At 60.7% G+C, this 25205-nt stretch carries 19 protein-coding genes; 8 read left to right on the plus strand and 11 right to left on the minus strand.

Going from position 1 to position 25205, the window contains the following annotated elements; genetic code table 11:
* The first annotated feature begins 94 nt into the window (after window positions 1–94).
* Entirely contained in the window at window positions 95–1369 is a 1275-nt protein-coding gene (locus tag MOP44_RS05795) for an alpha/beta hydrolase family protein (RefSeq protein WP_260794981.1), read from the plus strand.
* Window position 1370: 1 nt separating this feature from the next.
* Here MOP44_RS05795 and MOP44_RS05800 read toward each other — a convergent pair whose 3' ends face one another.
* The 4 genes from MOP44_RS05800 to MOP44_RS05815 all read right to left on the minus strand — a co-directional run bounded on the left by MOP44_RS05800 (window position 1371) and on the right by MOP44_RS05815 (window position 5498).
* Complete coding sequence (locus MOP44_RS05800; RefSeq protein WP_260794982.1) at window positions 1371–2303, minus strand: M23 family metallopeptidase; 933 nt, start codon at window positions 2301–2303, stop codon at window positions 1371–1373.
* Window positions 2304–2334: 31 nt separating this feature from the next.
* Window positions 2335–3975 carry a DUF5597 domain-containing protein gene (locus tag MOP44_RS05805; RefSeq protein WP_260794983.1) on the minus strand — a complete coding sequence of 547 codons (1641 nt, stop codon included), beginning with the start codon at window positions 3973–3975 and terminating at the stop codon, window positions 2335–2337.
* A gap of 45 nt (window positions 3976–4020) precedes the next feature.
* The gene (locus MOP44_RS05810) at window positions 4021–4752 is read right to left on the minus strand and encodes a hypothetical protein (RefSeq protein WP_260794984.1); all 732 of its coding nucleotides are present in this window, start codon (window positions 4750–4752) and stop codon (window positions 4021–4023) included.
* Window positions 4753–4907: 155 nt separating this feature from the next.
* Complete coding sequence (locus MOP44_RS05815) at window positions 4908–5498, minus strand: tetratricopeptide repeat protein (protein WP_260794985.1); 591 nt, start codon at window positions 5496–5498, stop codon at window positions 4908–4910.
* 104 nt (window positions 5499–5602) lie between these two features.
* Between MOP44_RS05815 and MOP44_RS05820 the strand changes: the two genes are divergently transcribed.
* Window positions 5603–6883, plus strand: coding sequence for a serine hydroxymethyltransferase (locus MOP44_RS05820; protein WP_313901051.1), 1281 nt, complete (start codon window positions 5603–5605; stop codon window positions 6881–6883).
* 285 nt (window positions 6884–7168) lie between these two features.
* The gene (locus MOP44_RS05825) at window positions 7169–7408 is read left to right on the plus strand and encodes a hypothetical protein (protein WP_260794986.1); all 240 of its coding nucleotides are present in this window, start codon (window positions 7169–7171) and stop codon (window positions 7406–7408) included.
* 133 nt (window positions 7409–7541) lie between these two features.
* Here the strand turns inward: MOP44_RS05825 and MOP44_RS05830 are convergent, their stop codons facing one another.
* Window positions 7542–8840 (minus strand): hypothetical protein, encoded by a 1299-nt coding sequence (locus MOP44_RS05830; RefSeq protein WP_260794988.1) that lies wholly within the window; start codon window positions 8838–8840, stop codon window positions 7542–7544.
* Between the two features lie 758 nt (window positions 8841–9598).
* On the opposite strand from MOP44_RS05830, the gene MOP44_RS05835 reads away from it, so the two are divergent.
* Complete coding sequence (locus MOP44_RS05835) at window positions 9599–10729, plus strand: sensor histidine kinase (protein ID WP_260794990.1); 1131 nt, start codon at window positions 9599–9601, stop codon at window positions 10727–10729.
* A gap of 1 nt (window position 10730) precedes the next feature.
* Here the strand turns inward: MOP44_RS05835 and MOP44_RS05840 are convergent, their stop codons facing one another.
* The 4 genes from MOP44_RS05840 to MOP44_RS05855 form a co-directional block, all read right to left on the minus strand.
* On the minus strand, window positions 10731–11516 hold the full coding sequence (locus MOP44_RS05840; protein WP_260794991.1) for an L-fucose dehydrogenase: 786 nt from the start codon (window positions 11514–11516) through the stop codon (window positions 10731–10733).
* Between the two features lie 98 nt (window positions 11517–11614).
* Window positions 11615–11872, minus strand: coding sequence for an AbrB/MazE/SpoVT family DNA-binding domain-containing protein (locus MOP44_RS05845; protein ID WP_260794992.1), 258 nt, complete (start codon window positions 11870–11872; stop codon window positions 11615–11617).
* Window positions 11873–11911: 39 nt separating this feature from the next.
* Window positions 11912–13357 (minus strand): aldehyde dehydrogenase family protein, encoded by a 1446-nt coding sequence (locus tag MOP44_RS05850; RefSeq protein ID WP_260794993.1) that lies wholly within the window; start codon window positions 13355–13357, stop codon window positions 11912–11914.
* A 90-nt stretch (window positions 13358–13447) separates the two neighbouring features.
* Entirely contained in the window at window positions 13448–15568 is a 2121-nt protein-coding gene (locus MOP44_RS05855) for a DUF5054 domain-containing protein (protein ID WP_260794994.1), read from the minus strand.
* Window positions 15569–15667: 99 nt separating this feature from the next.
* On the opposite strand from MOP44_RS05855, the gene MOP44_RS05860 reads away from it, so the two are divergent.
* From MOP44_RS05860 to MOP44_RS05875, 4 genes are all read left to right on the plus strand, one after another.
* Window positions 15668–16363 carry a DNA-3-methyladenine glycosylase family protein gene (locus tag MOP44_RS05860; protein ID WP_260794995.1) on the plus strand — a complete coding sequence of 232 codons (696 nt, stop codon included), beginning with the start codon at window positions 15668–15670 and terminating at the stop codon, window positions 16361–16363.
* A gap of 57 nt (window positions 16364–16420) precedes the next feature.
* A complete protein-coding gene (locus MOP44_RS05865) occupies window positions 16421–18904 on the plus strand; it encodes a DUF3536 domain-containing protein (protein ID WP_260794996.1) in 2484 nt (827 codons plus the stop codon).
* A 276-nt stretch (window positions 18905–19180) separates the two neighbouring features.
* Window positions 19181–20542: a cytochrome P460 family protein gene (locus MOP44_RS05870; protein ID WP_260794997.1), complete on the plus strand. Its 1362-nt coding sequence runs from the start codon at window positions 19181–19183 to the stop codon at window positions 20540–20542.
* Window positions 20543–20602: 60 nt separating this feature from the next.
* Window positions 20603–22585: a PP2C family protein-serine/threonine phosphatase gene (locus tag MOP44_RS05875; protein ID WP_260794999.1), complete on the plus strand. Its 1983-nt coding sequence runs from the start codon at window positions 20603–20605 to the stop codon at window positions 22583–22585.
* 107 nt (window positions 22586–22692) lie between these two features.
* Here MOP44_RS05875 and MOP44_RS05880 read toward each other — a convergent pair whose 3' ends face one another.
* Both MOP44_RS05880 and MOP44_RS05885 read right to left on the minus strand, forming a co-directional pair.
* Window positions 22693–23781 carry an aromatic ring-hydroxylating dioxygenase subunit alpha gene (locus MOP44_RS05880; protein ID WP_260795001.1) on the minus strand — a complete coding sequence of 363 codons (1089 nt, stop codon included), beginning with the start codon at window positions 23779–23781 and terminating at the stop codon, window positions 22693–22695.
* Window positions 23782–23880: 99 nt separating this feature from the next.
* Window positions 23881–25083 (minus strand): hypothetical protein, encoded by a 1203-nt coding sequence (locus MOP44_RS05885; RefSeq protein ID WP_260795003.1) that lies wholly within the window; start codon window positions 25081–25083, stop codon window positions 23881–23883.
* Between the last annotated feature and the right edge of the window lie 122 nt (window positions 25084–25205).

Raw genomic sequence — 25205 nt, forward strand, 5'->3', positions numbered from 1 at the left:
TAAATCGGAAAGGGAGCGTGATCCCATTGAGCCCTCTTGAGTTGCAGGCGTCACACGCCCAAAAATGATGCGCTGATAAACTTGAAGTTGACTCATGTTCAGGAAAAGTTACGCGCGTTGGATGTACAAGTGGGAAACGCGGCTGACAACGCGCGATGAAAATCGCGTGGTGCGGCCGCTGGAGTGGGGCCTGGAGTGGATTGAGCCGTTTCTTTCGGCACATCATCTTGGCACCGCTGAGCTTCGGCAGGCCGCAACCGGCAACGATGCCGCGGCAGAAGACGCATTCGCCCGGATCAACCAGATCCTCATCGGGAAGAGCGCGGAGTTCTTCGGCTACGAGAAGCCTACGGACTTCCGCTTGGAAGATCGCTTTCCGCAGTTATTCCCGACAAACGTCCGGCCCGAGACGCTGGCGCAGGATGCGGAGCTGAAGCAGCGCGCTGAGAACGGGCAGATCGAGCGGGCACAGTTTCTGCGCTTCACATCGCCGGAGCGCACGCCCTATCCCGAGAACGACTTGGTCAACGCGCGATGGTTTCCGGCGCCGGTGCACAAGGATTCTGGGCGGCCCAAGCAGGCCATCGTTGTGCTGCCACAGTGGAACGCGGATGCTTTCAGCCACAACGCGCTGTGCCACCTCTTCAATCGCATGGGCATCTCGGCGCTGCGGCTATCGAAGCCCTATCACGACATTCGCCGGCCCAGCGAGTTGGAGCGGTCCGACTACGCGGTGAGCGCGAATATCGGACGGACCCTGTCAGCTTGCCGGCAGGCGGTGGTCGACATCCGCTGCTGCATCGACTGGCTCGAAGATCAGGGCTACGAGCACTTCGGCGTGCTGGGAACGAGCCTGGGCTCATGCTACGCGTTCCTGGCCAGCGCGCACGATAAGCGCATTCGCGTAAATGCGTTCAACCATGCGTCGACTGCGTTCGGCGATGTGGTGTGGGCGGGACAGAGCACGCGTCATATTCGCGCCGCTCTTGAACAGGCAGGCCTCACTCAGGAACGGCTGCGTAATTTGTGGGCAGCGATCAGCCCCGTGCACTTCTACGACAAGTTCGCGGGCGAAGCCGCGGGCGGACCGCAGAAGAAAGTGCTGGTCGTCTACGCCGACTACGATCTGACGTTCCCGCGCGAATACTCGGTACAAGTGGTCGATGCGTTCCAGAGGCACGGCGTTAATTTCGAGACGCGCGTGCTGCCGTGCGGCCATTACACCACGGGCGAGACACCGTACAAGTACATGGACGGCTGGTTCCTCGGCTCGTTTGTCTACCGCGCCTACAAGCAGTTACGCGAGGAGAAGGCTTTCCAGAGTGCACAGGATGCAGCGCGCGACGAAGAGGAAGTGCTGTCGCAATAACTCAGCGCTGCTTGCGTGTCTTGTGCGAAGAGTGACTCGCGCTCTGTGGGCCAGCGTCCGGCGCGTTCAGATTCAAATTCAAATGCAGCAGCTTCACGGGGTCGAGATAGGCATTCTCCCAGCGCACCGCCCAATGCAGGTGCGGGCCCGTGACGCGGCCTGTGGCGCCGCTGAGGCCTAGCAGGTCGCCGGTGTTTACGTGCTGCCCTTCCTTCACATCGATCCGGCTGAAGTGCATCGACAGCGTGAACAGGCCGAGGCCGTGGTCGATGATGACGCAGTTGCCTTCGAAGTAGAGGGGTCGCGCAAGCACGACAATGCCACTGTTCGAGGCGTGTACCGGGGTGCCCGTAGCCGCGTGAAAGTCCGCCCCTTTGTGGATGCTCGCGAGCTTGCCGTTGAACATGCGACGCGTGCCGAAGGAGTCCGTCGCCTGTGCAGGAACCGGCGCATGGAAGTCGCCTTCCCACAGCGGCACGATGGCGCTTGAGGCGAAGACCTTCGCCTTCAACTTGATCTCTTCTTCGATTTCCTTTTGCACCTCGGGCGGCGGCGCGACGAACTTCGACTCGACCGTGAGTGTGCCGGTGCGGTAGTGCGCGGCGTGAATGTCGACCATCTGCGTGAGATCAACAGGACGGCCGTTGACATGCGCGGTGATGTGCAATGTCGATGGGCCGAGCGGCGCTTCAACATCGACGCCAGCCAGTGCAAACCTCTCCGTGCCGTGCTGGAAGAATTGAATCTTGCGCGTTAGCCATTCGCCGTCGACCGAGGTCGCATCAGGAGCGGTGACTCGGATGAGTTCAGGCGATCCGGCGGCCACGACAGCGGGCGTAACGGTCACGCTGGATGGAACTTCCCTCTGCGCCGAGAGAGTGACAGGGGGCAGAGCGAGGGCAAGCATCCAGCGAAAAGCGCGAGAGCCGGTCATGGGTTCAGCATAACGGCTCCCGCGCAGCTTGCTAGTAGGTCGTCAGCTTCACTCTCAAAAGATAATTGGCGTTCGCGATGAGATTGAGGCCGTAGTCGGTCTGATCGCCGTTCCAGAGGCGTTTCATCTGCCACTTGCCGGACGCATCGTAGTTGCCTTCCTCCACGACGAGGAAGAACCGCTTCTTCGCCTTGTCAAACTTGGGCGTGAAGTCCACGCGAACATGATGCCCGGTCACTAGAAACTCATCGGGGCCAAGAGCCACAATCACTGCGCCGCCATCGGGCGGGTTGTTGCCTTTGGGCTTGATCCAGTTCCCAAAGGCGGGCAGGCCATAGCTCAGGTCCACTTGCCACCGCGGAAAGTCCAGCGTCTGGGTGTGCGCATTCGGGTCCTCGCTAGAACCGCGCAGATTGCCCTCGAGATTGGCCTGCGCAAGCCTGCTTGCAATGGGCTCCAGAAGCGCGTACTCATTGGCAAAAGGAGCTAAGCGCGTCTCTGGTCCGGCCGCCGACTTGTCGCCCATCGCTTCGGCGCCCTCGGTCAGGTTCGAGTACGCGGTAAGGTCCAGCCCGAACGGCGCAAAGCCGATAGCGCCCTGTCCGATCGCAGCGAAGACATAATGCGCGTAGATGGGTGCGTTGCCGGTCTCCGGAATCAGCAATGGATTCTTGAAGCGCTTGTACTGATCGATGACGGCCATGTACTTGGCGTACTCGGGCATGTAGATGTCGGGCGCAATCACCGACAGCGAGGGCGCGGCTATCTTGTAGAACTGGACGTTCTGATCGGTCGGCGCGCCCGACTCATAGGATCCTGGCAAACCGGGATTGATCGGATCGCGTAGCGCGGCGTTCGTGTAGAGTGGCAGCGCATACTCGGCCTTGCCCGCCGCCGCAACCTGCTCGATGTAAGTGGCGATGCACCACGCCTGGAAGGTCTCATCGGCCGCGTCGCCGAAGACTTGGCGCCAGGTGCCGGGCTGCTTGCCCAGCGCGTCCACAAGCTTTTGCGGTACTTGTCCGGCAAACTCCTTCTCTGCTTCCGGTCGATAGTCGCGAATGCCATGCCAAACGCCCGCTTCGTTTTCGACCTGCACCATCAATACGGTGCGCTGCGGATCGGCTGTGCGCAGATGCCGCATGAGCGCAGCGAATGCGTGCCTGTCGGCTTCGAGCCGTGCCGGCGAAAAAGTGCTCGGCGAATCGACCGTGTCCCCGTCCTTATTCACGAGAAACGGATACTTTTGCTGATCCTGCTTGATCCACTGCGGCGTGTAATGCGACGAGCCGTTCTTCCATGTGCCGAACCAAAGCAGCACCAGCCGCACGTGATGCGCGCGAGCCTGCACCAGCATGGCGTCGACATTCGAGTAGTCGTAATGGCCGGGCGTAGCTTCGAACTGCTCCCAGTAGACGGGTAGCTCGATGGTGTTGGCGTGCAGAATGGCCGCGGCCGGAAATACCTTGTCGAAGGTTGCGGGCCACGCTGACGAGTTATTCGCCTGGAAGCCAAGCATCAGATAAGGCGAGCCATCGACCATCAAGGCAAATCGGCCGTCTTTCTCGGCGATGCTCGGTATGGGGTGTACGCCAGCAGGCGTCTTCTGGGCCAGGGCAAGGCATGGACATGCAAGCAAAAGAGCAGCAAACAAACATGAGGGCTTCATCATTGGAAGAATAGAGCAAGCCCCCGCGAATGTCCTGTGATCGTGTTGCTAACCGTGAACCATGCGCGCGAATGCCTGCCAGGCCGCGGTCTGCGCGAGCGGGATGCGCGTGAGCCACACCACCAGCAGAATCAGCGTTCCAACCCAACTCACTCGCTGAATCTTGCGGCGCGAGATCAGGTCGTGCACCATCAGCGCTGCCGGAAAAATGCAGAGCAGCAGTAATTGAACCATCGGGTTTGATGCGATACCAAGGGTCTGGGGAAAGCGTCCGACAGCGGCATCGAGCAGCGGAACGGTTGCAAGAATGATGAGGCGCTTGTGCTGGTCGGGCTTGCGGCGAACGCTATAACTCCACGCGGCCAGAGTGCCAAACAAGAGCAGCCCGGTGACCGGCACCACAAAGAAGGTCAGCGACGAGAGCCCGGAGCCTGGGGGCGACAGGTCTCTGCGCAGCGAGTTGATGGCGGCCAGCGTGCCGATCGGAATCATGCTCGCGGCCAGTGCGAAGCCCCACAGTCCCACAGTCATGTGCAGCTTGACCTTGCGCACGGACACCAGTGAGGTTTGCACAGTCAGGGTCAGCAGCCACAGCGTCATGATTGCGGCATGCACGTGGATGATCGGCGCGGGCAGGTGCGCCTTCACCATTCCGGCGGCGTAGTAGGTCTTCGAAAAGCCGAGCCAGACGGTCACCAGGATTGTCAGGCAGATTAGGGGGAAGAAGACGCGGTCCGGCTGAGTCTTGGCCTTGCGCGGAGTCATGACAGCAGTGGCCATGGCTACCTCCAGAGATTTTGAATTGTGTACCGGGGAAAGTGCGGGGATTCGCCGGGTCTCACCATAACAAGCGATCAGGCGACGCGCAACGAAAATGTCTCCGCACCGCATTAGCAGTACGCAAGGCTAGCGGGCTTGTATGCCAGAAAGTCGGCTTATTTCACCGCATCGGCGTGCGGATGCGCAGCCTTCCACTTCTTCAGCCGCTGCTGTACAGCCGCGAGTTGATCCGCCGTGATCCGCGTGCCCACGTTCTGCCGATTGATAAGGTAGCGCTCTTTGTTTGGAGTATCCGCGGAGGCGGCCAGATCAAACCAGAAATAAGCTTCGGCATCGTCCTGGGGAACGCCCTGGCCCATCGTATAAAGCATCGCGAGCGTGCCCTGCGCGCGGGCGTCGTCATGGTCGGCTGCCTTGCGATACCACTCCGCAGCCTTCCCCTTGTCGCGGGTGACACCGCGGCCGTAGCTGTAGCAATCGGCCAAGTGAATCTCTGCGGGAACATAGGACTGCGCAGCGGCCTTTGCGTACCACTCGGCTGCCTTGTTCCAGCCATCAGCGGCAGTCTCAGGATCGGAGGCGGCTCCTGCAGCCTTTGCATAGCTCTCGCCCACGGACACCTCTGCCGCCGGATCTCCCGCGTCAGCCTTTGCCTTTAGAGCGCTATCGATCGCGGGCGTCTGTGACACAGCCTGCAAGATACCGAGCCCCAATACAGCCGCCACAACGAACTGGGCCGATTTCACCGCGATTCCTCCAAGAATGAAGAAACCATAGCAGATAGCACCCACCCGCTTCAGCGCGCGAAATCATTGGGCGCGCGACACGCCCAAGCAGCTAAAATTCCTGTATGACCGATCGCATGTCGCTTCCGCTTGCCCAGGCCGACCCCGAGATTGCCGCAGCCATTGAACATGAGAGGCTCCGCCAGCACGAAGGGCTGGAGATGATCGCCAGTGAGAACTTCGTCTCTGAAGCTGTGCTGGAAGCTGCAGGCTCCGTCTTCACCAACAAGTATGCCGAGGGTTATCCGGGACGCCGCTATTACGGCGGCTGCGAGTTTACTGATATCGTCGAGAATCTGGCGCGGGACCGGGCCAAGCAGATCTTCGGCGCGGAGCATGCGAACGTGCAGCCTCACTCTGGTTCGCAGGCCAATGCCGCGGCGTACATCGCCGTCCTGCAGGCGGGCGACACTATCCTCGGACTTGATCTCGCGCACGGCGGGCATCTGACTCACGGTCATAAGTTGAGCTTCAGCGGCAAGCTTTATCGGACGACCTTCTACGGTGTGCGCCGCGATACCGAGATGATCGACTACGACGAACTCGAGTCGATTGCCCAACGCGAGAAGCCGAAGGTCATCATCGGTGGCGGCAGCGCCTATCCGCGTTTCTGGGACTTTGCCCGCATGCGGCAGATCGCCGACTCGGTGGGCGCCGTCTACATCTTCGACATGGCGCACATAGCGGGCCTGGTGGCTGGCGGAGCGCATCCGTCCCCGGTTCCCCACGCACACATCACCACCACGACAACGCACAAGACGCTGCGCGGACCACGCGCGGGTTTGATCCTCTGTGGAAAGGATCTCGCTGCCGCAGTCGACAAAGCCGTCTTCCCCGGCCAGCAGGGCGGACCGCTCGTTCACATCGTTGCCGCCAAAGCTGTTGCATTCGGCGAAGTGCTTCGGCCGGAGTTCAAGACCTATGCCGCGCAGGTAGTAGCCAACGCGAAGGTACTTGCGGAGGCGCTGCAGGGCGCGGGCTATCGCATCATCTCCGCCGGAACCGACAATCACCTCATGCTCGTCGATGTCTTCGCCAACGGAATGCTGGGCAGTGAAGCGGAATTGGCACTCGGCAAGGCCGGAATTACGGTGAACAAGAACGCCATTCCATTCGACACTAATCCGCCGCTCAAGCCCTCTGGTATTCGCATCGGTACACCCGCGCTTACCACGCGCGGCATGAAGGAAGCTGAGATGCGTCAGATTGCGAAGTGGATCACGAGCGCGCTCGAACATCGCGACGACGATGCTGTGCTTGATCGCATCCGCGGCGAAGTAGCTGAGTTAGCCAATCAGTTCCCGCTGTATGCATGGCGCAAGCATCCGGACCCTGTTGCCGTCTAACTTCTAAATCCCACAAAAACTCAACCGCGCATCGGAAACTTTCGATGCGCGGTTCTGTCTTGTACGTCTGATAACCCGAACTTGACTTAAGGCAGCCCCCCTCCTGTTCGCGTGTTGGATCTATGTTGATGAACAATAGAGAAGCATCTTGCACTGTTTCGCTTGAGTCAATGTAATGTTTACCCGCAGCGAAATGTTGAAACCTCCGAGAGCTGAACGTCATGCGGAGTACATAAGAGCGCCGGTAATTAGCCATTAAGACGCAGCTTGAGATATGCTTTCCGCATGACGATTGATTCCATCATCGCGGAAATCGACTCTGAAATAGAACGTCTTACTCAAGCAAGAACGCTGTTGGCTGCCGCTGGATCGACTAAGTCTGCGCCTGCACCTTCTCGTCGCGGTCCTAAACCCTCTGCCGCGAAGAAGGGCGGCAAGCGGCGCACATTGAGCCCGGAGGCTCGCAAGCGCATCGCTGAAGCGCAGCGCCGTCGTTGGGCAGCTCAGAAAAGTAAGTCGAAATAGGAAATCGCAGGAGCGACTAAATGCCGAACCATGGCGCATTCAATCCTGAACGCGCCATGGAGCTGTGTATCTCGATTGCGTTCTGAACGGTAACGTTTGCTTTGAGCAGGTATTCCCGCTCACCCGCGCGAGCTCACCAGGTTTCGACCGCGAGGATACTCGGCGGGCCGGGATGGCCCTCGATAACCTGTGTCTCAATCACCGCCTCCATGTTCTTCTGCTCCCAGTCGGATGGCGCCTTAGCGAGAAGCGATTCGAGATACTCCGGGTTATAGAGGATCTCGCCGGCAGCCTCCGTGCCCTCTTCGGAGATACCCGCCGCGATGATCACGGGCTGCCCCGTCGTCTTGTCGTGAATGCGCGCAACAATGGCGTAGTCGCGCGAAAGCTTCTGATAGGGCAGATCCCACGCGGTCGCCCATGTCGTCTTATTAGGGCTGTTGCGGTCGACGAGCAATGCGACGCCATCCTTGGATTCAAATCCGAAGCGAAGTTTCTGCGTAACGCGGAGAGTCCAGATATTGTCGAACGCCCCGATGAGTACGATGGGGCCTTCGCGCAGCTGGCCGAAGGTAGCCTCCGACGCCGGAAGAACCCGAAACGCCTTATGTTGCGACGCAAGCGCGGCCACTGTGCGCGTCAGCGTGATCACGTCTGCGAGCGCCAGGTTGCCGGAATAATGAAGGCGAAAATAAAGCGGTTCGGGCTTGGAGCCGCTTACCGGGCTGTCAAAGTTGTCGATCGCGCTCACGTCGATGTTCTTGGCCGGTTCGCCGAGACAGAATGTGGTCGGATTCACGCTCCCCGTTACCGGCGCCCAGAAGCGATCGGTATTTGAGGGAGGCGGAGGCTCGGGTTTGTAGCGGAGGCCTGCCAGCAGACCCGCCGCTCCTGAAAGCCCCACCAGCAAAACCATGCCTGCCAGGGCAAACCACCTCAGGCGCCACAACCTTCCGTGGCTCGGCGTCACCGGCAGAGGCATAACCGGCACAGCGGCCGGTTCAGACATCGGTGCCACGTCCAGGGGCTCTTCCGGAATAGGATCCGGGGGGCGCTCCGTCTCGCGGAAGGCGGGCACGTAGGAACCCGTCGGCAGGTCGATAATCGGTTCACCCGGCTGGCTGTACTCGTAGTAGTACTGCTTGAGGCGGCCGCGCACCTCCTTGGCCGTGATCCTCACAACCGGATCGGCGTTCGCGTCGTAGGCCGGGTCCTTCCCGAAGACCTCTACCCCAATCGTCCGTTCCTTCAGCTCCGATGCGTGGCCCAACAGGGTCTGCTCCACCACATAGGAAAGCAGCGCGGGGTAACGCCGGCTGTTGGCGAACAGCGGGTGAGCGAGAAGTCGGTTCAGCTGCTCGCGAATCCGCGGCGCATCGGCGACCAGACTCGACTCCGCGAGTTCGGGCCCGTTTCTCTGCCCTACGGCCATTTCTGGCTCCTCAAAAAGTACATGGGTCTTTGCAGCATGGAACTCCAGCCTTGCTACTGCTCCCTGACCTTTGCTGCACGCCGGGAACGCGCTGTTGGCGGAGTGGATATTCCACCCGGCTTTCGCCGTGATCGAGCAAATCGACCCTGAATTTCGATCGTGTAGCGTATGATACGTCCCCGTAATTTACTTGTCCAGCATGGATTAAAAGACAGTTTCCAAACGGGTTAAAGCAGCGGCCCCCAAACGCTACGCGATTGTACCTATTTTCCATTAAGCGGAAGGCTCTATATTCCATCTCGGTCCAGAAGATGAGCCCAACGGCATCGGTGTGCTGGGCGGTGACGCACCTCCCGCCTGTGTCCTAAGCGCATTTTCTTGTGATTGCGGCTCCTCGCCCCTCCGTTTGCCAGACCTGGATCGATCCAGGCAGGACTCACCGAGGGGCGCTTTTTTGTCTTGTTCTCGGCAGCGGACTTTGATCCGGCTGAAAGATCGGCTCTGATCGTTTACCTCTATTGATCGAGTCGACCCGCGCGATTGTTCAATCTCTTGCTGAACTGTGCATTCGGCTGATAAAAGAAGAACCAAGTAAGACGGCGCACGTGCCGCGCACTTCCCGAAACTGCAAAATATGCGTGGGACGTCCCTGGGGCGCCTGTATCCTCTTGGCCTGTGCCCTTCGGTAGCGGCGGGTACGGCTCTGTGTTGTTCTCTCGCCAGCATAAGAATCGTTCGAGTTTTGAGGCAGGCTCACTATGTCCCCATCCCTGATGCCCCATGCGGTCTGCTGGAGTCAGGATCAGAACCTTATCTGGACCATGGTGATCTCCAATGGGATCACCTTCCTGAGCTACTTCACCATTTGCCTGACGCTGTTTTACCTGGCGCGCAAGACTGGAAGAGTTGTGGCCCGCGACTGGGCTTTCTTCCTAGTCGGCTTCGCCATCTTCATCGTGGCCTGCGGCTCTACCCACCTCATGGAGGTGGTGACCACATGGATCCCGGTCTTCTGGATCGATGCCTGGACCAACATCATCACCGCCGTCTTCTCCGCCTATGTGGCCTTCGAGTTCACTCGCAAGGCACCGGGTTTGGTTGTCGGGATCAACGACTATGCAGACCGCCTGAGCAATACTGAGACCGAGCGCGCGCGGATGGAACAGAGCCTCGTGGCCGCGCGGAAACTCGACGAATGGAACAAGATGGCTGCCGTGGTCAGCCACGAGATCAATAATCCGCTCGCCGCCATCGGAAACCTCCTGTTCCTCATGCAGCTGAACCCAGACCTTCCCGAAGGCGTGAATGGCATTGTGCAGCAGGCCACCGACGAAGTGAAGCGGATTGAGGCGCTTACTCGATCCACCCTTGGCTTTTTCCGCACCGCGAAAGATCCTGAGCCGGTTGATCTTGCCTCGTCCGCGGAAGCGGTGCGCTTCCTGCTCGGCCCCACCCTCCGCCAGCGCTCCGTCGAGATGGTGATCCAGGCGCACGGCGATTGCACCGTGAGCGCCTATGCAGTGGAGACGCGCCAAGTTCTTCTCAACCTGGTGCGGAACGCCGTTGAAGCTACGACGAAGAAGGGTGCAAAGGTTACAGTCGAGCTCGAAGGCAGACCCGACGACGTTCGGATAGAGGTCGTAGACGAAGGCGGCGGTATCGCCCCGGCAATAAAGGACACTCTGTTCCAATTCGGCGTAAGCACCAAGGGCGAGGGCGGCAATGGCATGGGGCTATGGCTCGTGAAGCAACTGGTCACCAAGCACGGCGGCACTATCGACGTCGATTCAGCCTCGGGACAGGGCGCCCGCTTCACGCTGATCTGGCCGCGGCGCATTCCCGAGAATCCGTCAAACGAAGAGCAGGTAACCGCCAGGGCCGGACAGTAGGCTAGGTGAGTGCCCGATCCAGGTGCACATAGCCGCCATCCACGATCAGATGCTGACCCGTCGTGTGAGCGGACTGCGTTGGCGAAAGCAGAAACACCGTCGCAGCAGCGATCTCTGAAGACAAGGTCATCCTCTTACCCAGCGGAATCTTGCTCGTGATCTCCCGCAGCTTTGCATCCGGGTCGCCCAGCGTCTTGAGCCATCTCTCATAGAGAGGCGTCATCACTTCCGCGGGCAGAACGGCGTTGACCCTGATGTTGAACAGCAAAAGCTCGGCGGCCCATTCCCGCGTGAGCGCAAGCTGCGCGCCCTTGCTGGCGGCATAGCCTGAGGTGTTCCCCTGCCCGGTAAGTGCCACCTTCGAACTGATGTTCACGATGGCCCCCTGCGAGCGCTTCAACGCGGGCAGCGCGTAGTGAGCTAGCGCATAATAGTGGATCAGGTTCTTCTGCAGGCTTTCCTGGAACCGCTCCACGGAGCCAGATGCGAGCCCCACACCGTCATTCACGCCGGCGTTGTTGACCAGCCCGTAGATCTCGCCGAACTGCTGCTCGACCTCGGCGATCGCCTCCCGGCATCGATTAGCATCTTCGAGATGTGCCTCGATCAGAGTGCACGCCGATCCCGCCTGCTCCATCTCTGCCATGAAATGCTGAACATTTTCCGAGCGCCGGCTCAGCACCACTACGCGCGCGCCTTCAGCCAGGCACGCCCGCGAAATTCCCTCGCCAATGCCGGCGCCCCCCCCGGTGACGATGATGACTTTATCTTTCAGTCCCAGATTCATGGATGCCCTGCCCAATCAATCTAATTTCTGTCCTGAGCCAGTGTAGTATGCGACGCGGTGGGCCAGCGACACCGCGGAATCACGAACACGGCGGGGAGCTACGGGAAATCGGCGAGGATCTCCGCTACCTGTTCGCTCGTCAGCGTGGGAGCATCTTCGCCAGCGCTGATCACCGGCATCCCGGTTACAGGATCAGAAACGATCTCGCACTCGAAACGTCCCGTACGACTCCGCGTGAGCACCACCCTGTCGTCTTCGACCGACGCGTCCAATTGGTCACCCGGTTTGATTGCAAGCTGTTTGCGAATCGCCGCGGGAATGACGACCCGGCCCCTGGTTGATAGCCGGATTTCCATTTGCGGAATCCTCCGCCGTCTAGCGTGGAAGCAAAGTAGCTAATTCAATCCCGACATCACCAGCATCCGCGGCTCGGTCATCTCCTGGATGGCCGAACGCACTCCTTCGCGCCCGATGCCCGAATCCTTCACGCCGCCATACGGCATTGGATCGAGCCGCCAGCTCGGCGTATCGCCGACAATCAGGCTGCCCACCTCGATCTCGCGAAACGCGGTGAGGATCCGTCCCGCATCGCGTGTCAGAAGGCCGGCCTGCAGTCCATAGCGCGAGTGGTTCACCTCCGCCAGCGCTTCCTCAAAATCGTCGTACGGTTCCACAACGACCACTGGCCCGAAAGCTTCCTCATCCCGCACCTTCATGGAGTGCTGCGTGCCCGTCAGAACCGTCGGCCTCACAACGGAACCATGGCGCTCGCCGCCCTCAACCAGCTTCGCTCCGCCGTCGACAGCCTCCTTGATCCAGGCCTCCACGCGCTCTGCCTCCGCAGGACGGATCAGAGGACCCACATCCGTGGCCTCATCCAGCGGATCACCCACCGCTAGCTTCTTCGCGCAATCTACTAGCTTCCACAAGAATGTCTGGAACACCGTGCGCTGCACGAACACCCGCTGCACGCTGATGCACGACTGCCCCGCATGCCCGAACGCCGCATGCGCCGTACGCAGCGCCGCATCGTCCAGATCAGGCCAGTCGCCGTGCACAATCATTGCCGCGTTCGATCCAAGTTCCAGCAACACGCGCTTGCGGCCGGAATGCGCCTTCAACTCCCAACCCACCTTCGATGAGCCCGTAAATGTGACCAGCTTGATCCGGTCTTCCTTCTCGGCGAGCCACGCTGTATCGGCGTTCGACAGCGGCAGAACGGCGATTGCCTCTTGCGGCCAGCCGGCCTTCAGAATGATCTCGCCCAGCGCCAGCGCGGTAAACGGTGTCTGCGGCGCCGGCTTCAGAATGAACGGACATCCCGCTGCGATCGCCGGCCCAACCTTATGCGCGGCCAGATTCAACGGAAAATTGCTCGGCGTGATTGCCAGTATCGGCCCCACCGGGAAGCGCTGCACCAGCCCCCAGCGACCTTCGTTGCCCTCCGTCAGATCCAGCGGAATGGTCTCGCCGCCCAACCGCGACGTCTCTTCAGCCGACGTCTTGAACGTGAGAATCGCGCGATCGACCTCGGCGCGCGCCAGGCGAATCGGCTTACCGGCCTCGGCCACGATAAGCTGTGCGAACCGCTCCTTCTGGTCGATCAGCGCGGCGGTCACATCTTCCAGGATCTCCTTGCGCTTCCAGCGGGGCAGGGCACGCGTACGCCGGATCGAAGCCACCGCGTGGTTCACGGCCTGGCGTGCGTCGCCGCGTGTAGCCTGTGTTACACGGCCTACCAGCCCCTGGTCCCACGGCGAACGAACCTCAAGTGTCTCGCCTTCGTTCCATTCTTTTCCGCATAGCAGAAACCCCGTCTGCGTACCCGGTCGCATCTTCATTTGCGTGCTCCCTTGTTTCGGCGCTACCCCTGATGTTACAGGGAAAGACCCGCGTCACCGGCATGGAAGACGCCATCGTCGAGCCCCGATCTACGCCCTGATCTGATATCGGAACCGTGCATCCTCGCCGCACCACATGATGTAGTTCGTGCCCCACGCATTGTTGTAAAGGCAGGAGTGAACGCCTTTGCCCAGATCCGGCTGCTCGTTCGAAAACAGAAGCGGCGTGCGCTCGCCCAGCGCCACCAGAGGCGCATCCAGAGTCATCACTTCAAATCGGCCGGCGCCCTCGCCATGAAAGAAGCTGGTGCTCAGCGCATGCATGTGGCGATTGCCCGATTCCACCACGTCGAACGGCGATACCATCTCGTCCGACTTATGCAGACTCCATCCCTTCTCATCGCGCACGTCGGGATTGAACGTCATCCACAACGCCTCCGGCATGCGCGTGGGCGGCTTCTGGAACCAGCTCGCCGTCACATGAATCACGGCCTCGGCCTTCGGCAGAACGAGCTCAACGTAAACCTTTCGTGGAAATGCCGCGCGCCCGGATTGAAACGCCGCTTCATCCTCAAATCGCGGCTGAATCAGGATGCGATGAGCGTCGGCCGTCTCTTCGATATGTACCGCGGCCGATGCCGGAAGCCATGTGCGGCTTTCAGCTCCGAACCTCTCGATATTCGGCTTGCCAAAATCCTTGTAAGCCCAATCCTCTGTCGTGGTCAGATAGCTCTTGATGAAGCGGTCGTAGTCGCCCTTCGACAACGTCTGGTACGCGAACAGGCCGATCGGCTTTTCATCGCTGGCCCACTCCCGTTCGGTCGTCTTAATGCGTAGCCGCGTAATGGCGCCCGTCTTGCCATCAATTCCCAGGATGAAGTGCGCAGTTTCAATCGCCTTTCCCGTCGCGTGCACCTGTACCGGAATTGTCGGCTCCGACGGCTTCATCGCATCAATAGCTTTCTGTGCCTCTGCGCGAAGCGCATCTGGTAGCGTTGCCACGCCGTCCAGCAGATCCTGCCGCTTCTCCTGCCAGCTAAACTGCACAACCTTGTAGTTCTTCGTGTTCAGCATGCGCTCGAGATCGGCCGGCCTGTAGTTGTCAAAATCAAGCCACGTCTTCGTATCTGTTCCCCACGTGTGCTCAACTTCCAGCAGCAAGCGACGGAGCAGCGCGACATCCGTCGCATCGCCCAATTGGAATTGACCCTTTGAAATCCAGCACTCGCGCAACCTTGCGATCTCCCGATAGCGCGTCACCTTGATCGGATCGCTCGCCACGCCATAAATCCACGTATCGCCGATTTCGCTGGTCACCACCGGTAGCGCATCGCGATGTGGAGCAATGGCCTCCGCCATCTCCGACAAATTGCACGCAACAATCTCCGCGTTCGGATACTGCGCCGCCAGTTCCGCGTGTATCTCGGCGATCTCGGCAGCAGTGTGCGGCCCGCTGTTGTCGCCGCGCACGCGCGTGGCCAGCACCACATCCGATCCGGGCACGCGCGCCGTTCCGCTGTAATCCCAGTGGTACATCACCGGCAGGCTCGCGCCACCCGCCGATTTCCACAGAAACACCGGCGGCAACTTCGCCACCGTCGATCCGCCGTTCACCCCGATCTCCAGGAAGCCGACGCCATTCTTCGCGAGCGGCGCAATCAGCCCCCGCGTGTGCCCCGGTACATCTGTCATCTTTGCGCCGGTGGTGACTTTGCCGAAACGCTTGTCCAATGACTTCGAAAGCCCAAAGCTCCCTTCAATCAGCGACCTCCCCATCATCTCCGTCTGCCACGTGAACGGCAGCGCATGCCACGCGATATCGCCGCGCGCAATCGCTTCCTCCATCGTTTTGCGATCGGCCGTCGACGCCTGCTCCAGGTATTCGCAAACCAGCCATGATCCCGTGGTCCACACATACTGCCGCTTGCCGCCCTTGTTCACCTCGCTCGCAATCTTGATTGCCTGCGGAAAATACTCGCTGAAGTAGCGCTTCACCACGTTGGCTTGCGTGTCGATGAACCCGGCGTCGAAGTGACACTTGAACATCACCAGCACGCGCTTCACGTCCGGCTCAGGCTTGGGTGCGGGGCGCATCATCGGCTTATCCGGCGGGCCCGCTTGTCCCCACAACGAATTCTGTGCACCCAGCAGCAAACCCGACCCCGCCGCTGCCATCGTCTTCGCAAATTCGCGGCGCCTCATCCAAACCATGCGGAATTCTCCAATCCGCTCAGGAGTCTAACACCGCACACTTACTTCTGCGGCGTCAACGCGTAGTCACGCATTGCCGGCGGACTATAGACTCCATTCATGATCCACGACGGCCGCGCCCGAAAACTCCCCTTCGACCCCGACGAAGCCCTTGCGTATCTTCGCGACCGCGACCCGAAGCTCGGCACGCTCTTCGATCGCGTCGGCCCGTTCGGCCTGCGGCTCGACAAGTCGCCCTCGCCCTTCGAGTCTCTGCTCGAATCTATCCTCTACCAGCAGCTTCACGGCAAAGCCGCCGCCACCATTCACCGCCGCGTGCGCGAGTTCTTTGGCGGCGATCCGTCTCCACAGGCTCTCATCGACACGCCCGACGAGCGCCTGCGCGGCTGCGGCGTCTCCGGCAACAAAATCAAGGCGATGAAAGACCTCGCCGCCAAGACAATCGACGGCACCGTGCCCTCGCATGCGGCGATCAAGAAGATGCCCGATGCCGACATCGTCGAACGCCTCACCGAAGTCCGTGGCATTGGCCCCTGGACCGTCGAGATGCTGCTCATCTTCCGCATGGGACGGCCTGACGTGCTGCCTGTGACCGACTACGGCGTGCGCAAGGGCTACGCTCTCACTTTCATGAGAATCCCGAAACACCGAGCCCTCGCCGCCGAGGATCTTCCCAAGCCCGACGTCGTCTTTAAGCGCGGTCAGCGCTGGAAGCCGTTTCGCTCCGTCGCTACCTGGTACTTGTGGCGCGCCTGCGACGTTGCCCAGTCCACTCCGCCTGCCGGAAGAGCCTAGAATAGAAAAACACCACCGCCGGGAAGATCCTTGAGGCCCCAGCGCGGAGACGCTCTTATGCCCGCACCCCGCCGCTTTGTCTGCATTCACGGCCACTTTTATCAGCCGCCCCGCGAGAACCCGTGGCTCGAAGCCGTGGAAACCCAGGACTCGGCCGCCCCCTATCACGACTGGAACGAGCGCATCTGCGCCGAGTGTTATGCCACCAACGGCGCCGCGCGCATCGTCAATGTTAAGAACAAGATCACGCGCATCGTCAACAACTACGCGCGCATCAGCTTCAATTTCGGTCCCACGCTCCTGAGCTGGCTGCAGGAAAATGCGCACCGCACTTACCGCATGATCCTCGACGGCGAGAAGCGCAGCCGCAAGAATTTCAAGGGCCACAGCTCTGCCATGGCACAGGGCTACAACCACATCATCATGCCGCTCGCCAATTTGCGCGATCGCATGACGCAGATCCGCTGGGGCATCGCCGACTACCAGTTCCACTACGGCATTCCGCCTGAAGGCATGTGGCTGGCCGAGACCGCAGCCGACACAGAAACGCTCGAACTGCTCGCCGCGCACGGCATCAAGTTCACCGTGCTCGCGCCGCACCAGTGCAAACGCATCCGCTCGCTCAAGACTACCGACAGCGAATGGACCGACACGCCGCACGCCTCCGTCGACACCACCCGCCCCTATCGCATCAGTTTCGATAACGGCCTCTCCATGGCTGTCTTCTTCTACGACGGACCCCGATCGCGCGCCATCGCCTTTGAAGGATTGCTCAACTCCGGTGAAAACTTCGCCGCGCGCCTGAAGGACGGATTCAAGGACACGCCCGATGCGCAGCTCGCGCACGTAGCCACAGACGGCGAATCCTACGGCCATCATCACAGGCATGGCGAGATGGCCCTGGCCTATACGCTACGCCTCCTCGAAGAAGACAAGAACGTCAAACTCATCAACTACGGCAGCTTTCTCGCGCAGTTTCCGCCCGAGAATGAGTGCGAAATCGTCGACAACACCTCATGGAGTTGCGCGCACGGAATCGAGCGCTGGCGCTCCAACTGCGGCTGCAACGGCGGCAAGCCCGGTTGGACGCAGGAGTGGCGCACGCCTCTGCGCAAGGGCCTCGACGACTTGCGTGACGCGCTCATCCCCCTCACCGAGCGTGAAGGCAACAAGCTCTTCAATGATGTGTGGGCCGCGCGTGATGCCTACATCGGAGTAGTCCTCGATCGCACCGAAGAAACCGTCGAGCAGTTCCTGCGCGAGCATCGCCACCATCGCCTCACCGCCGACGAACGCGTGCGCGCACTCGAGCTGATGGAAATGCAGCGCCACACGCAGCTCATGTACACAAGCTGTGCCTGGTTCTTCGACGACATCTCGGGCATCGAGACTGTGCAGATCATCGCCTATGCCGCGCGTGTGCTGCAGCTTGCACAATGCGTCTTCGGCAACGATGCGGCCGTCCTCGAATCCGCCTTTCTCGCCCATCTCGCCGAAGCAAAATCAAACGACGCGAACGCCGGCGACGGCGCGCAGCTCTATCACAAGAAAGTGGCATCCCTGCAGCTGGGCCTCGAACAAGTAGCTGCGCACTATGCGATCAGCTCCATCTTCTCGTCGTTTGCTGAAGAGACGGACCTCTACTGCTACAAGGTGCGCCGCGACTCCTACGACATCCACACATCCGGCCGCGGACGCCTCGCCCTCGGCCGCGCCACCATCTCCAGCATCATTACCGGCGAACAAAAAAGCTTCAGCTTCGCCGTGCTCCACTTCGGCGACCAGAACATCACAGCCGCGGTCAAGCCCTACAGCAGTGCCGACGCAACAAGCTTTGAAGCCTTCAAGAAAGAGGTCGCCGAACAGGTTCTGCGCGCCGACTTCCCCGATGTGATTCGAATTCTCGACCGCTACTACGGCCACGTCGACTACTCGCTTACATCGCTGTTCACTGACGACCAGCGCCGCATCGTGCGCGTCATTCTCAATTCAACGCTCTGGGATATCGAAAAATCCCTCACCAGCATTTACGAAGATCACGCCAGCCTGCTGCACTATCTGTCGCAGGCCGGGCTGCCGAAACCTCCCGCACTTGCCCTGGCCGCAGGCTTCGCCGTCAACGCCGGACTGCGCCGCGCACTCGACGGCGATCCCATCGATCTCGCTCTGATGCGCTCGTATCTCAAACTTGCAAAGGCTGACGGCGTGCAGTTCGAAACCCCAACACTGTCCTATCTCGCCGATCAGCGCATGAAGCTGGCCATGGTCGAGCTGCAAATGTCCTCCGGCTCGCGCGAAATGCTCGACCGCGCTGTCACGCTCGTGCGCGCCCTCGTCGAATTGCCCTTCGAGCTGAATCTATGGCAGGCGCAGAACGTCTGGTACGAGATCATGCGCAGCTCCAGCTATGCCCTCACTTCGCTCGCCCCTGAAGACCGCCCGCTATGGGATCGCGATTTCGCCGAGCTCGGCCGCCTGCTTAACATCGACACCGCCGCCATCAAAGTCATCGACCTGTCCGTAGTCACCACCGGCGACTAAGTGCACTGCGACGCTGTTGCACTTGTCTTTTCGCTGTTGTACTTGTCTGCGCTTACACTCGAAGGCACTCTGCTGTTGCCGCTCCAAGCCGGCACAAAGGTGCCATCAGCTTTCCTTACACCGCATAAGTATTTCTGCTTAGACACGGGTGCCATCACGCGCGAAACTCCAATCTTGACGAGATAAAAGCGCAGCCGTGGGCAGTGCTCGCGCATCTCATTCTCGCTATCTCTAATTGTTCCAACTCTCGGTTAGATAGTTCCCCAGGAGATCCAGGTGAAGACAACGGGCAAAGTTGCGCTTGCAGCAGTCGCTGCGTTCCTCGCGATTCAATGCGTGCGCCCATCCATACCCTCCGCGGCGCCTCGTGCAGAGGTTCAGGCGCCGCCTGAAGTGCGCAGAATCCTGCAGAAGAGCTGCTACAGTTGCCACTCCGACGAACGCCGCCTCGCCTGGTTCGATCAGATCGCACCCGCATACTGGCTGGTGCGCTATGACGTGCTCACGGCGCGAGAGCACCTGAACTTCTCCACGCTCGGCGAAAAGTCTCCAGCCGCGCAACGAGGCGCGCTCTTTGAAGCAGCTAACTTCATCCAATTGGGCGCCATGCCGCTGCCGCGCTTCACGGCCGCGCATCCCGCGGCGAAGGTCACCGATCAGGATCTCGCCACCCTCAAGGCATATCTCGCTCCATGGAAGACACCACCTCCTGCGCCCTCCGATGCCGCTCACGCCTCAAGCGCACAACCATCTACCGCTCTCGCATCGCTCGCAGCAGTGAAACCGGCGCTGAACGGAATTCCATTCGATCCCAGCTTCATAACTTGGAAGCCCATCAGCTTCAGCGACCGCGGCGATAACAACACGCTCCGCTTCATTCTCGGCAACGACATCGCTATGCGCGCCGCCCAGTCCGGCAACATCTCCCCCTGGCCAGACGGCACTCGCTTTGCCAAGGTCGCATGGCAACAGACTCTCGGCTCCGACAGCCTGATTCACCCGGGCAAGTTCATTCAGGTCGAGTTCATGATTAAGGACTCGCGGCAGTTCAAGAACACCGACGGCTGGGGATGGGCGCGATGGGTCGGCCTCGATCTCAAGCCCTACGGCAAAGATGCTCGTTTCCTGAATGAGTGCACAGGCTGCCATCTTCCCGTGCGTGGCGATGACTACGTATATACGCTGCCATTCACGTCCGCCCAGATCGGGCGTGCTGAAATCGTCAACAACCATGCGGCTGCGCTTCCTCCATCGCTGCCTTATCAGCCGCTCTCCTGGCAGCCCATCACCATGTACGTCGATCCCAGCACGCGTGCCATGGCCACTCTCTTCGGCAATGCGGCCGCGATCGATGCGATCCACGCATCCGGCATGGCCAACAACTCCGCTCCGCATCTCCCCTATCGCGAAGGCGCCGTCGTCGCCCTGGTGACGTGGGCTCAGCGCGAAGATCCGCATTGGTTCGGAGCGCGCATTCCGGATCGCGTCGAGTCCGTAGAATTCGTGCAGCTTGGTAAAGAAGGCGCTCCCGCCGCATACTCGCGTTTCTCCGGCGATCGGCAGGACCAGCCTCCGGCTTCCGTCACCATGCAACGCACCAATCTGATCCTGGGCCTGAGTCCTGCCCAGCTTCCCTGATCGCCACCCGATTTACTACCCGCCCGGGCTCATTCGCAGTACCATGGGTGCGACAATTCCATGAGAACGCGAATCCTGCTGTGCGTCCTGGTGGCAGCAGCCTGCGGCTTGCTGCACGCCCAATCCTTCGACCCTTCGCGGGGTCCGCATTGGCTGCTGTCCCTCGAAGGCCAATGGCGCTTCCAGGCCGGCGACAACCCACAGTTTGCCCAGGCGCAGTTCGATGACTCGCGCTGGTCGCTCCTCGACTCCAGCCACGATTGGTCCGCACAAGGATTCAACCGCTATAGCGGAATGGGCTGGTATCGAATCCACGTATCACTCCCGCCGCAGCAGGGCCCCGTCTCCCTCATCCTTCCGCACATTTTCACCAGCTACGAAGTGTATGCAAACGGCCAGTTAGCCGGGCGATTCGGCGACATGCCTCCGCGCCCGAAGGCCTTCTCAACCCACGCGGCGCGGCTCTACAACCTGCCGCCCGCCGCGACGCAATCGCGCAATCTCCTCATCGCCATACGCGTGTGGCAGTGGCCTCCGTGGTCGCGCTACTTCGGTGGCGGCCCGTCGGAGTCGGGCTCCTACATCGGCGACTCTGAATCCGCCGCCCGGCAGCACACGATGATGCTGGCAGCACTGCACTGGGAGGACTCCGGCGTATTCCTCACCGCCCTGCTGCAATCGATAGGAGCGCTCGTAGCAGTTTGTCTTTTTCTCCTTCGCCGTTCGGAGCGCGAATACCTCTGGTTTTCCTTGATCCTCGCCTGCGCCGCGGCCGCCGGATGGATCTGGTACTCGTATCGGTACACCGTGTGGCCCGTATGGCTTGTGAACCAGATTCGCGATCTGCTGATCGTCTGTGGTATCAGCGCCGCCCAGTTTGCGTTCTTCACGCACCTATTCAAGCCGCGGCGCACGCTCGTCTACTGGCTCGTGCTCGCGTGCGTGCTTCTGCCGGCATGCACCGGCCTCATCGACACCGGGGACCGCATCGGCGTAGCGCAATGGAATCTGTTCACATCGCTGCTGATCGTGCCCCTGCACATCTGGATCCTTTCGCTGCTCGCCGCCCGCGCCTGGAACAACTACCTCGATGCGCGCGTGCTCTTCGTCCCTGTCCTGCTGCAGAGCGCAGCCACCATGTTGCAGCGGATCGCGATCATCACCTATGTGCTCGACTGGCAGCATCGCTGGGCGTTCCAGTTAGCCTTGATACAGCGTCCATTCACCATCACCGTTACCCAGGCCGGCGATCTGCTCTTCCTCGCGGCGGTTCTTGCCATCCTGCTCCGAAGATTCTCGCGCGCAGAAACCGCGGAAGAGCGTTATGCCAGCGAATTCGACTCCGCTCGCTCCGTGCAGCAATATCTCATTCCCAGCCAATTGCCGCGTACGCCCGGCCTCGACATCCTTTGCGAATACCACCCCGCGCTCGAAGTGGGCGGCGATTTCTTCCAGGTCGTCACCGAGACGATCGATGGCAGCACGCTCATCGTGATCGGCGATGTGGGAGGCAAAGGCATGCATGCCGGCATGCTGGCCGCCCTCATCATCGGCGCCGTACGAACGGCGGCGGAGTTCACCACCGACCCCGCCCAGATTCTCAACATTCTCAATCAGCGGCTGCAGAACCGCGGAGTCGCCACCTGCCTCGCCCTGCGCATCGATGAGGCGGGCCACGTGACCTCGGCCAATGCGGGCCATATTCCGCCTTACCTAAACGGAGATGAAGTCGCGATGGAAGGCAGTCTCCCTCTCGGCATCATTCCTTCAACGGACTACACCACCCAGCAGTGGCAACTTAAAGAAGGGGACGCCCTGCTGCTCATGACTGACGGCGTCGTAGAAGCTCAGAACATCGCCGGCGACCTCTTCGGTTTCGATCGTCTGCGAGACCTCATCCGCCAGCATGCAACTGCCGCTTCGCTCGCCGGCGCTGCTCAGAATCACGGGCAGACCGACGACATTACGGTGCTCTCCGTCGAATTCCAGCGCAGGAAAGCCTCAGTTGCACGCGACCAGCTCGCCCAGCCCGCCACAGCATAGAGCAGAACAAAGCTCTTGTTTCGCGCCGGCCGTGCTTGGAAAGCCTGAACAAGCCCGCCACCTCGCACGCGTGGCAGCGAAGGCGCAGTCAGGCGCACCGCAGGTGCTCAGCTCCGCCAGTGCAGCTCCACCGGCCCATCCATCGGATGCTTCCCAGTCCCATCCAGCCGCGCCTGCTTCAGCGCGAAATACCACTTCGCCGGCTTGTCCGCATCGTCAATCAGCATCAGGCTGGGATTGTGCTTCAGCCCCTCCGCCTGCTGAATCATCGTCACCTGGTCCTGCCGCACAAACTTCGCGCCGAAAAACTTAGCGACTGGAGTGACGAACGGCACGTGATAGAACACGTTCCACGCCGCAATCACATCAATCCGGCACGTCGAGCTCGTCACCGGCGTCACCGTTGTCAGCGACGAAAACCACTTATCCCCGCAACGAATCGTCTCCGTCCTCCGATTCGGCAGCACGAAATCGATCGTCGTCTCCACCGGCTGCCCATATACGCCCAGCAGCTTGTAGGGCGCGGAGTTCCCGCTCGGCGCATGGGCACTCATCCGGAAGCCCTCCAAAATCGGCTCAAACTTTTTAGTCTTCTCGCGAATGGACGCGCGCGAACGCCACCACCACGCCTGGTGCACAAACGGACCATGCGCCGGATCCATCAGCCCGATGATCCCGTGATCCACATTGCACGGCAGGTCCGCGCTCAAATGCGCCGTCCGATACTGCGGCCCGAACTTCGCCAGCTCCGGCGCCGCACGATCGGCATCACCGCGCTTGCGCCCCGGTCCCGGCACATACACCCACGCGTGCCCATCGCGCTCCTCGCACGGATACGCCGTCGCATAGATCCGCGTCGCATCCAGTTTGTCCACTGATGTCAGCGAGGGAATCAGTTCGCATTGCCCGCTGCACGGCTCGAACTCCCATCCGTGATAGCGGCACGTCACGCGCTTGCCGTCGAACCATCCCTCGCTCAGCGGAATGCCTCGATGCGGACAGCTATCTCGCATCGCAAAGATGCGGCCATCGCTCCGCCGCCCCAGCACCAGCGGCAAATCAAGCAGCATCGCGGTCGCTAGCCTGCCCTTCTGCAACGTGTCGGTGCGCAGCGCGGGATACCAGTCGTCGTAGATCAGCGTCGCGCTCGGCCCCTGAATCGGCACGCCCGCTTCCGTAGTGGTCACAAACGGCATTTGGGACTCACCATAGCATTCCGCCTGCCCACGATGCCAATTCCCCGCGCCCGCCAACCGTCCACTTCTCCGATTGCCGTTCGTCCGCCTTGTGATTCGCTAGTTGAGCGGCCTGACGATAAGACCTGCCGGGCTGGAGATCGCGTGTGGAGAGCCGGGTGCAGCCGCGGCCGTTGTGCTGGTGACCGTGAAGACGTAGAGCTTCCCCGCGTTCTTGCTAATCGCGAACAGATGCTGGCTGTGATCCCAGTAGGCCATATCGATATTGGCGGTGGTCAGCGGACCGGTAAAAGCCGTGACGGGGCCGGCTCCATTGAAGTGGAAGACCTGTAGACCCGCGGTCCCATTCACCGCAAGCAGCTTGCCGTCTGGCGACATCGCCAGCCCGGCAATCGTACCTATGGCAGTAGAAGGCATGTTGGACCAGGTGCTGGTGGTGGTGAGACTACCGCTTGGCTGCACGGTGTAAACCCCGAGTTGAGCCGCCGGAGAGTCGAAGGGGTTGTTGAAATCCGTATCCGTGAAGGTCACCGCCAGATGGTTCGTGGGGTCGGCCGCGGTATAGGCGCGGCAGTAAAAATGGCTTGGGTCATGCGTTGCAGGCGCAGGAGCGCTTATCGATTCCAGGTTGAGCAGCCCGCTCGACTCGCGTACGTACCAGGAGAAGTTGTCGAGGGGGCCGCCCTGATAGTTGAAGCACTCGGACGCATAGGCGAACTGATTGTTGCCGCTGACACTCAGAGGCTCATCGAACAGGAAAATGTCAGCGCTCTTGCCGAGCCAGAGAAGCTTACCTGTGGGCTTGTCAACCATGAAGGATTGGTAATGAGAGTGATCGCAGAGTCCTCCCGTGAACTGCATGCGGTAAAGAGTGGCGCCGGCGTGGTCCAGGATGATGTCACTGGGGTAGACGCACCCGGTCTCGTCCGGGCTTTGCACGTCAGTCGAGTTGACCCATTGAAGCGAGCCGTCTGAATGAACCCGAAAGGAGGCAACGTATTGGCCCGCCAGGTTCGATCCGAAAAGGTATGCGCCATTGGTTGCGATGCTGCCGACGTTGGCGCGGTAGGGCATTCCGGGGAGGGTGGCAAGGGCGCCGTTCGGGGAAACCGAGTAGCCCAGGAGCTTGTTGAGCGAGGCCGCCGATGGGGTGTAGGAAACGTAGACCCGGGCTACGGGCGCCTGGGCTGCGGCGGTGTGGAAGCCGGGTAGGAAGGTGACGATCGCAAGAGCGGCGGCAAGCAGGAGCGATGCGGCTCTGTTCCGGGTGGGTGGGCGCAGGGACAGGTGTTGAGCGGACACGGGTAACCTCCAAAAATTATCGATAGTGCCGTAATGTAGAGCGCCACTTGCCCGTCAAGTCCAATGACTGTCTATTCAGTTCTCTTTGATGCTGTTTAAGTCGTGCCTGGAAGCCGTCCGCT

The sequence above is a fragment of the Occallatibacter riparius genome, from assembly GCF_025264625.1.
GTDB classification, from domain to species: Bacteria; Acidobacteriota; Terriglobia; order Terriglobales; family Acidobacteriaceae; genus Telmatobacter; species Telmatobacter riparius.

What these genes read in the sequence shown, in the direction of transcription:
- MOP44_RS05840 (WP_260794991.1), bottom strand. Translation starts at nt 11,516, where the DNA reads ATGAATCTGGGACTGAAAGATAAAGTCATCATCGTCACCGGGGGGGGC.
- MOP44_RS05850 (WP_260794993.1), bottom strand. Translation starts at nt 13,357, where the DNA reads ATGAAGATGCGACCGGGTACGCAGACGGGGTTTCTGCTATGCGGAAAA.
- MOP44_RS05800 (WP_260794982.1), bottom strand. Translation starts at nt 2,303, where the DNA reads ATGACCGGCTCTCGCGCTTTTCGCTGGATGCTTGCCCTCGCTCTGCCC.
- MOP44_RS05795 (WP_260794981.1), top strand. Translation starts at nt 95, where the DNA reads ATGTTCAGGAAAAGTTACGCGCGTTGGATGTACAAGTGGGAAACGCGG.
- MOP44_RS05875 (WP_260794999.1), top strand. Translation starts at nt 20,603, where the DNA reads ATGAGAACGCGAATCCTGCTGTGCGTCCTGGTGGCAGCAGCCTGCGGC.
- MOP44_RS05825 (WP_260794986.1), top strand. Translation starts at nt 7,169, where the DNA reads ATGACGATTGATTCCATCATCGCGGAAATCGACTCTGAAATAGAACGT.
- MOP44_RS05820 (WP_313901051.1), top strand. Translation starts at nt 5,603, where the DNA reads ATGACCGATCGCATGTCGCTTCCGCTTGCCCAGGCCGACCCCGAGATT.
- MOP44_RS05830 (WP_260794988.1), bottom strand. Translation starts at nt 8,840, where the DNA reads ATGGCCGTAGGGCAGAGAAACGGGCCCGAACTCGCGGAGTCGAGTCTG.
- MOP44_RS05810 (WP_260794984.1), bottom strand. Translation starts at nt 4,752, where the DNA reads ATGGCCACTGCTGTCATGACTCCGCGCAAGGCCAAGACTCAGCCGGAC.
- MOP44_RS05865 (WP_260794996.1), top strand. Translation starts at nt 16,421, where the DNA reads ATGCCCGCACCCCGCCGCTTTGTCTGCATTCACGGCCACTTTTATCAG.
- MOP44_RS05805 (WP_260794983.1), bottom strand. Translation starts at nt 3,975, where the DNA reads ATGATGAAGCCCTCATGTTTGTTTGCTGCTCTTTTGCTTGCATGTCCA.
- MOP44_RS05880 (WP_260795001.1), bottom strand. Translation starts at nt 23,781, where the DNA reads ATGCCGTTTGTGACCACTACGGAAGCGGGCGTGCCGATTCAGGGGCCG.
- MOP44_RS05835 (WP_260794990.1), top strand. Translation starts at nt 9,599, where the DNA reads ATGTCCCCATCCCTGATGCCCCATGCGGTCTGCTGGAGTCAGGATCAG.
- MOP44_RS05860 (WP_260794995.1), top strand. Translation starts at nt 15,668, where the DNA reads ATGATCCACGACGGCCGCGCCCGAAAACTCCCCTTCGACCCCGACGAA.
- MOP44_RS05845 (WP_260794992.1), bottom strand. Translation starts at nt 11,872, where the DNA reads ATGGAAATCCGGCTATCAACCAGGGGCCGGGTCGTCATTCCCGCGGCG.
- MOP44_RS05855 (WP_260794994.1), bottom strand. Translation starts at nt 15,568, where the DNA reads ATGGTTTGGATGAGGCGCCGCGAATTTGCGAAGACGATGGCAGCGGCG.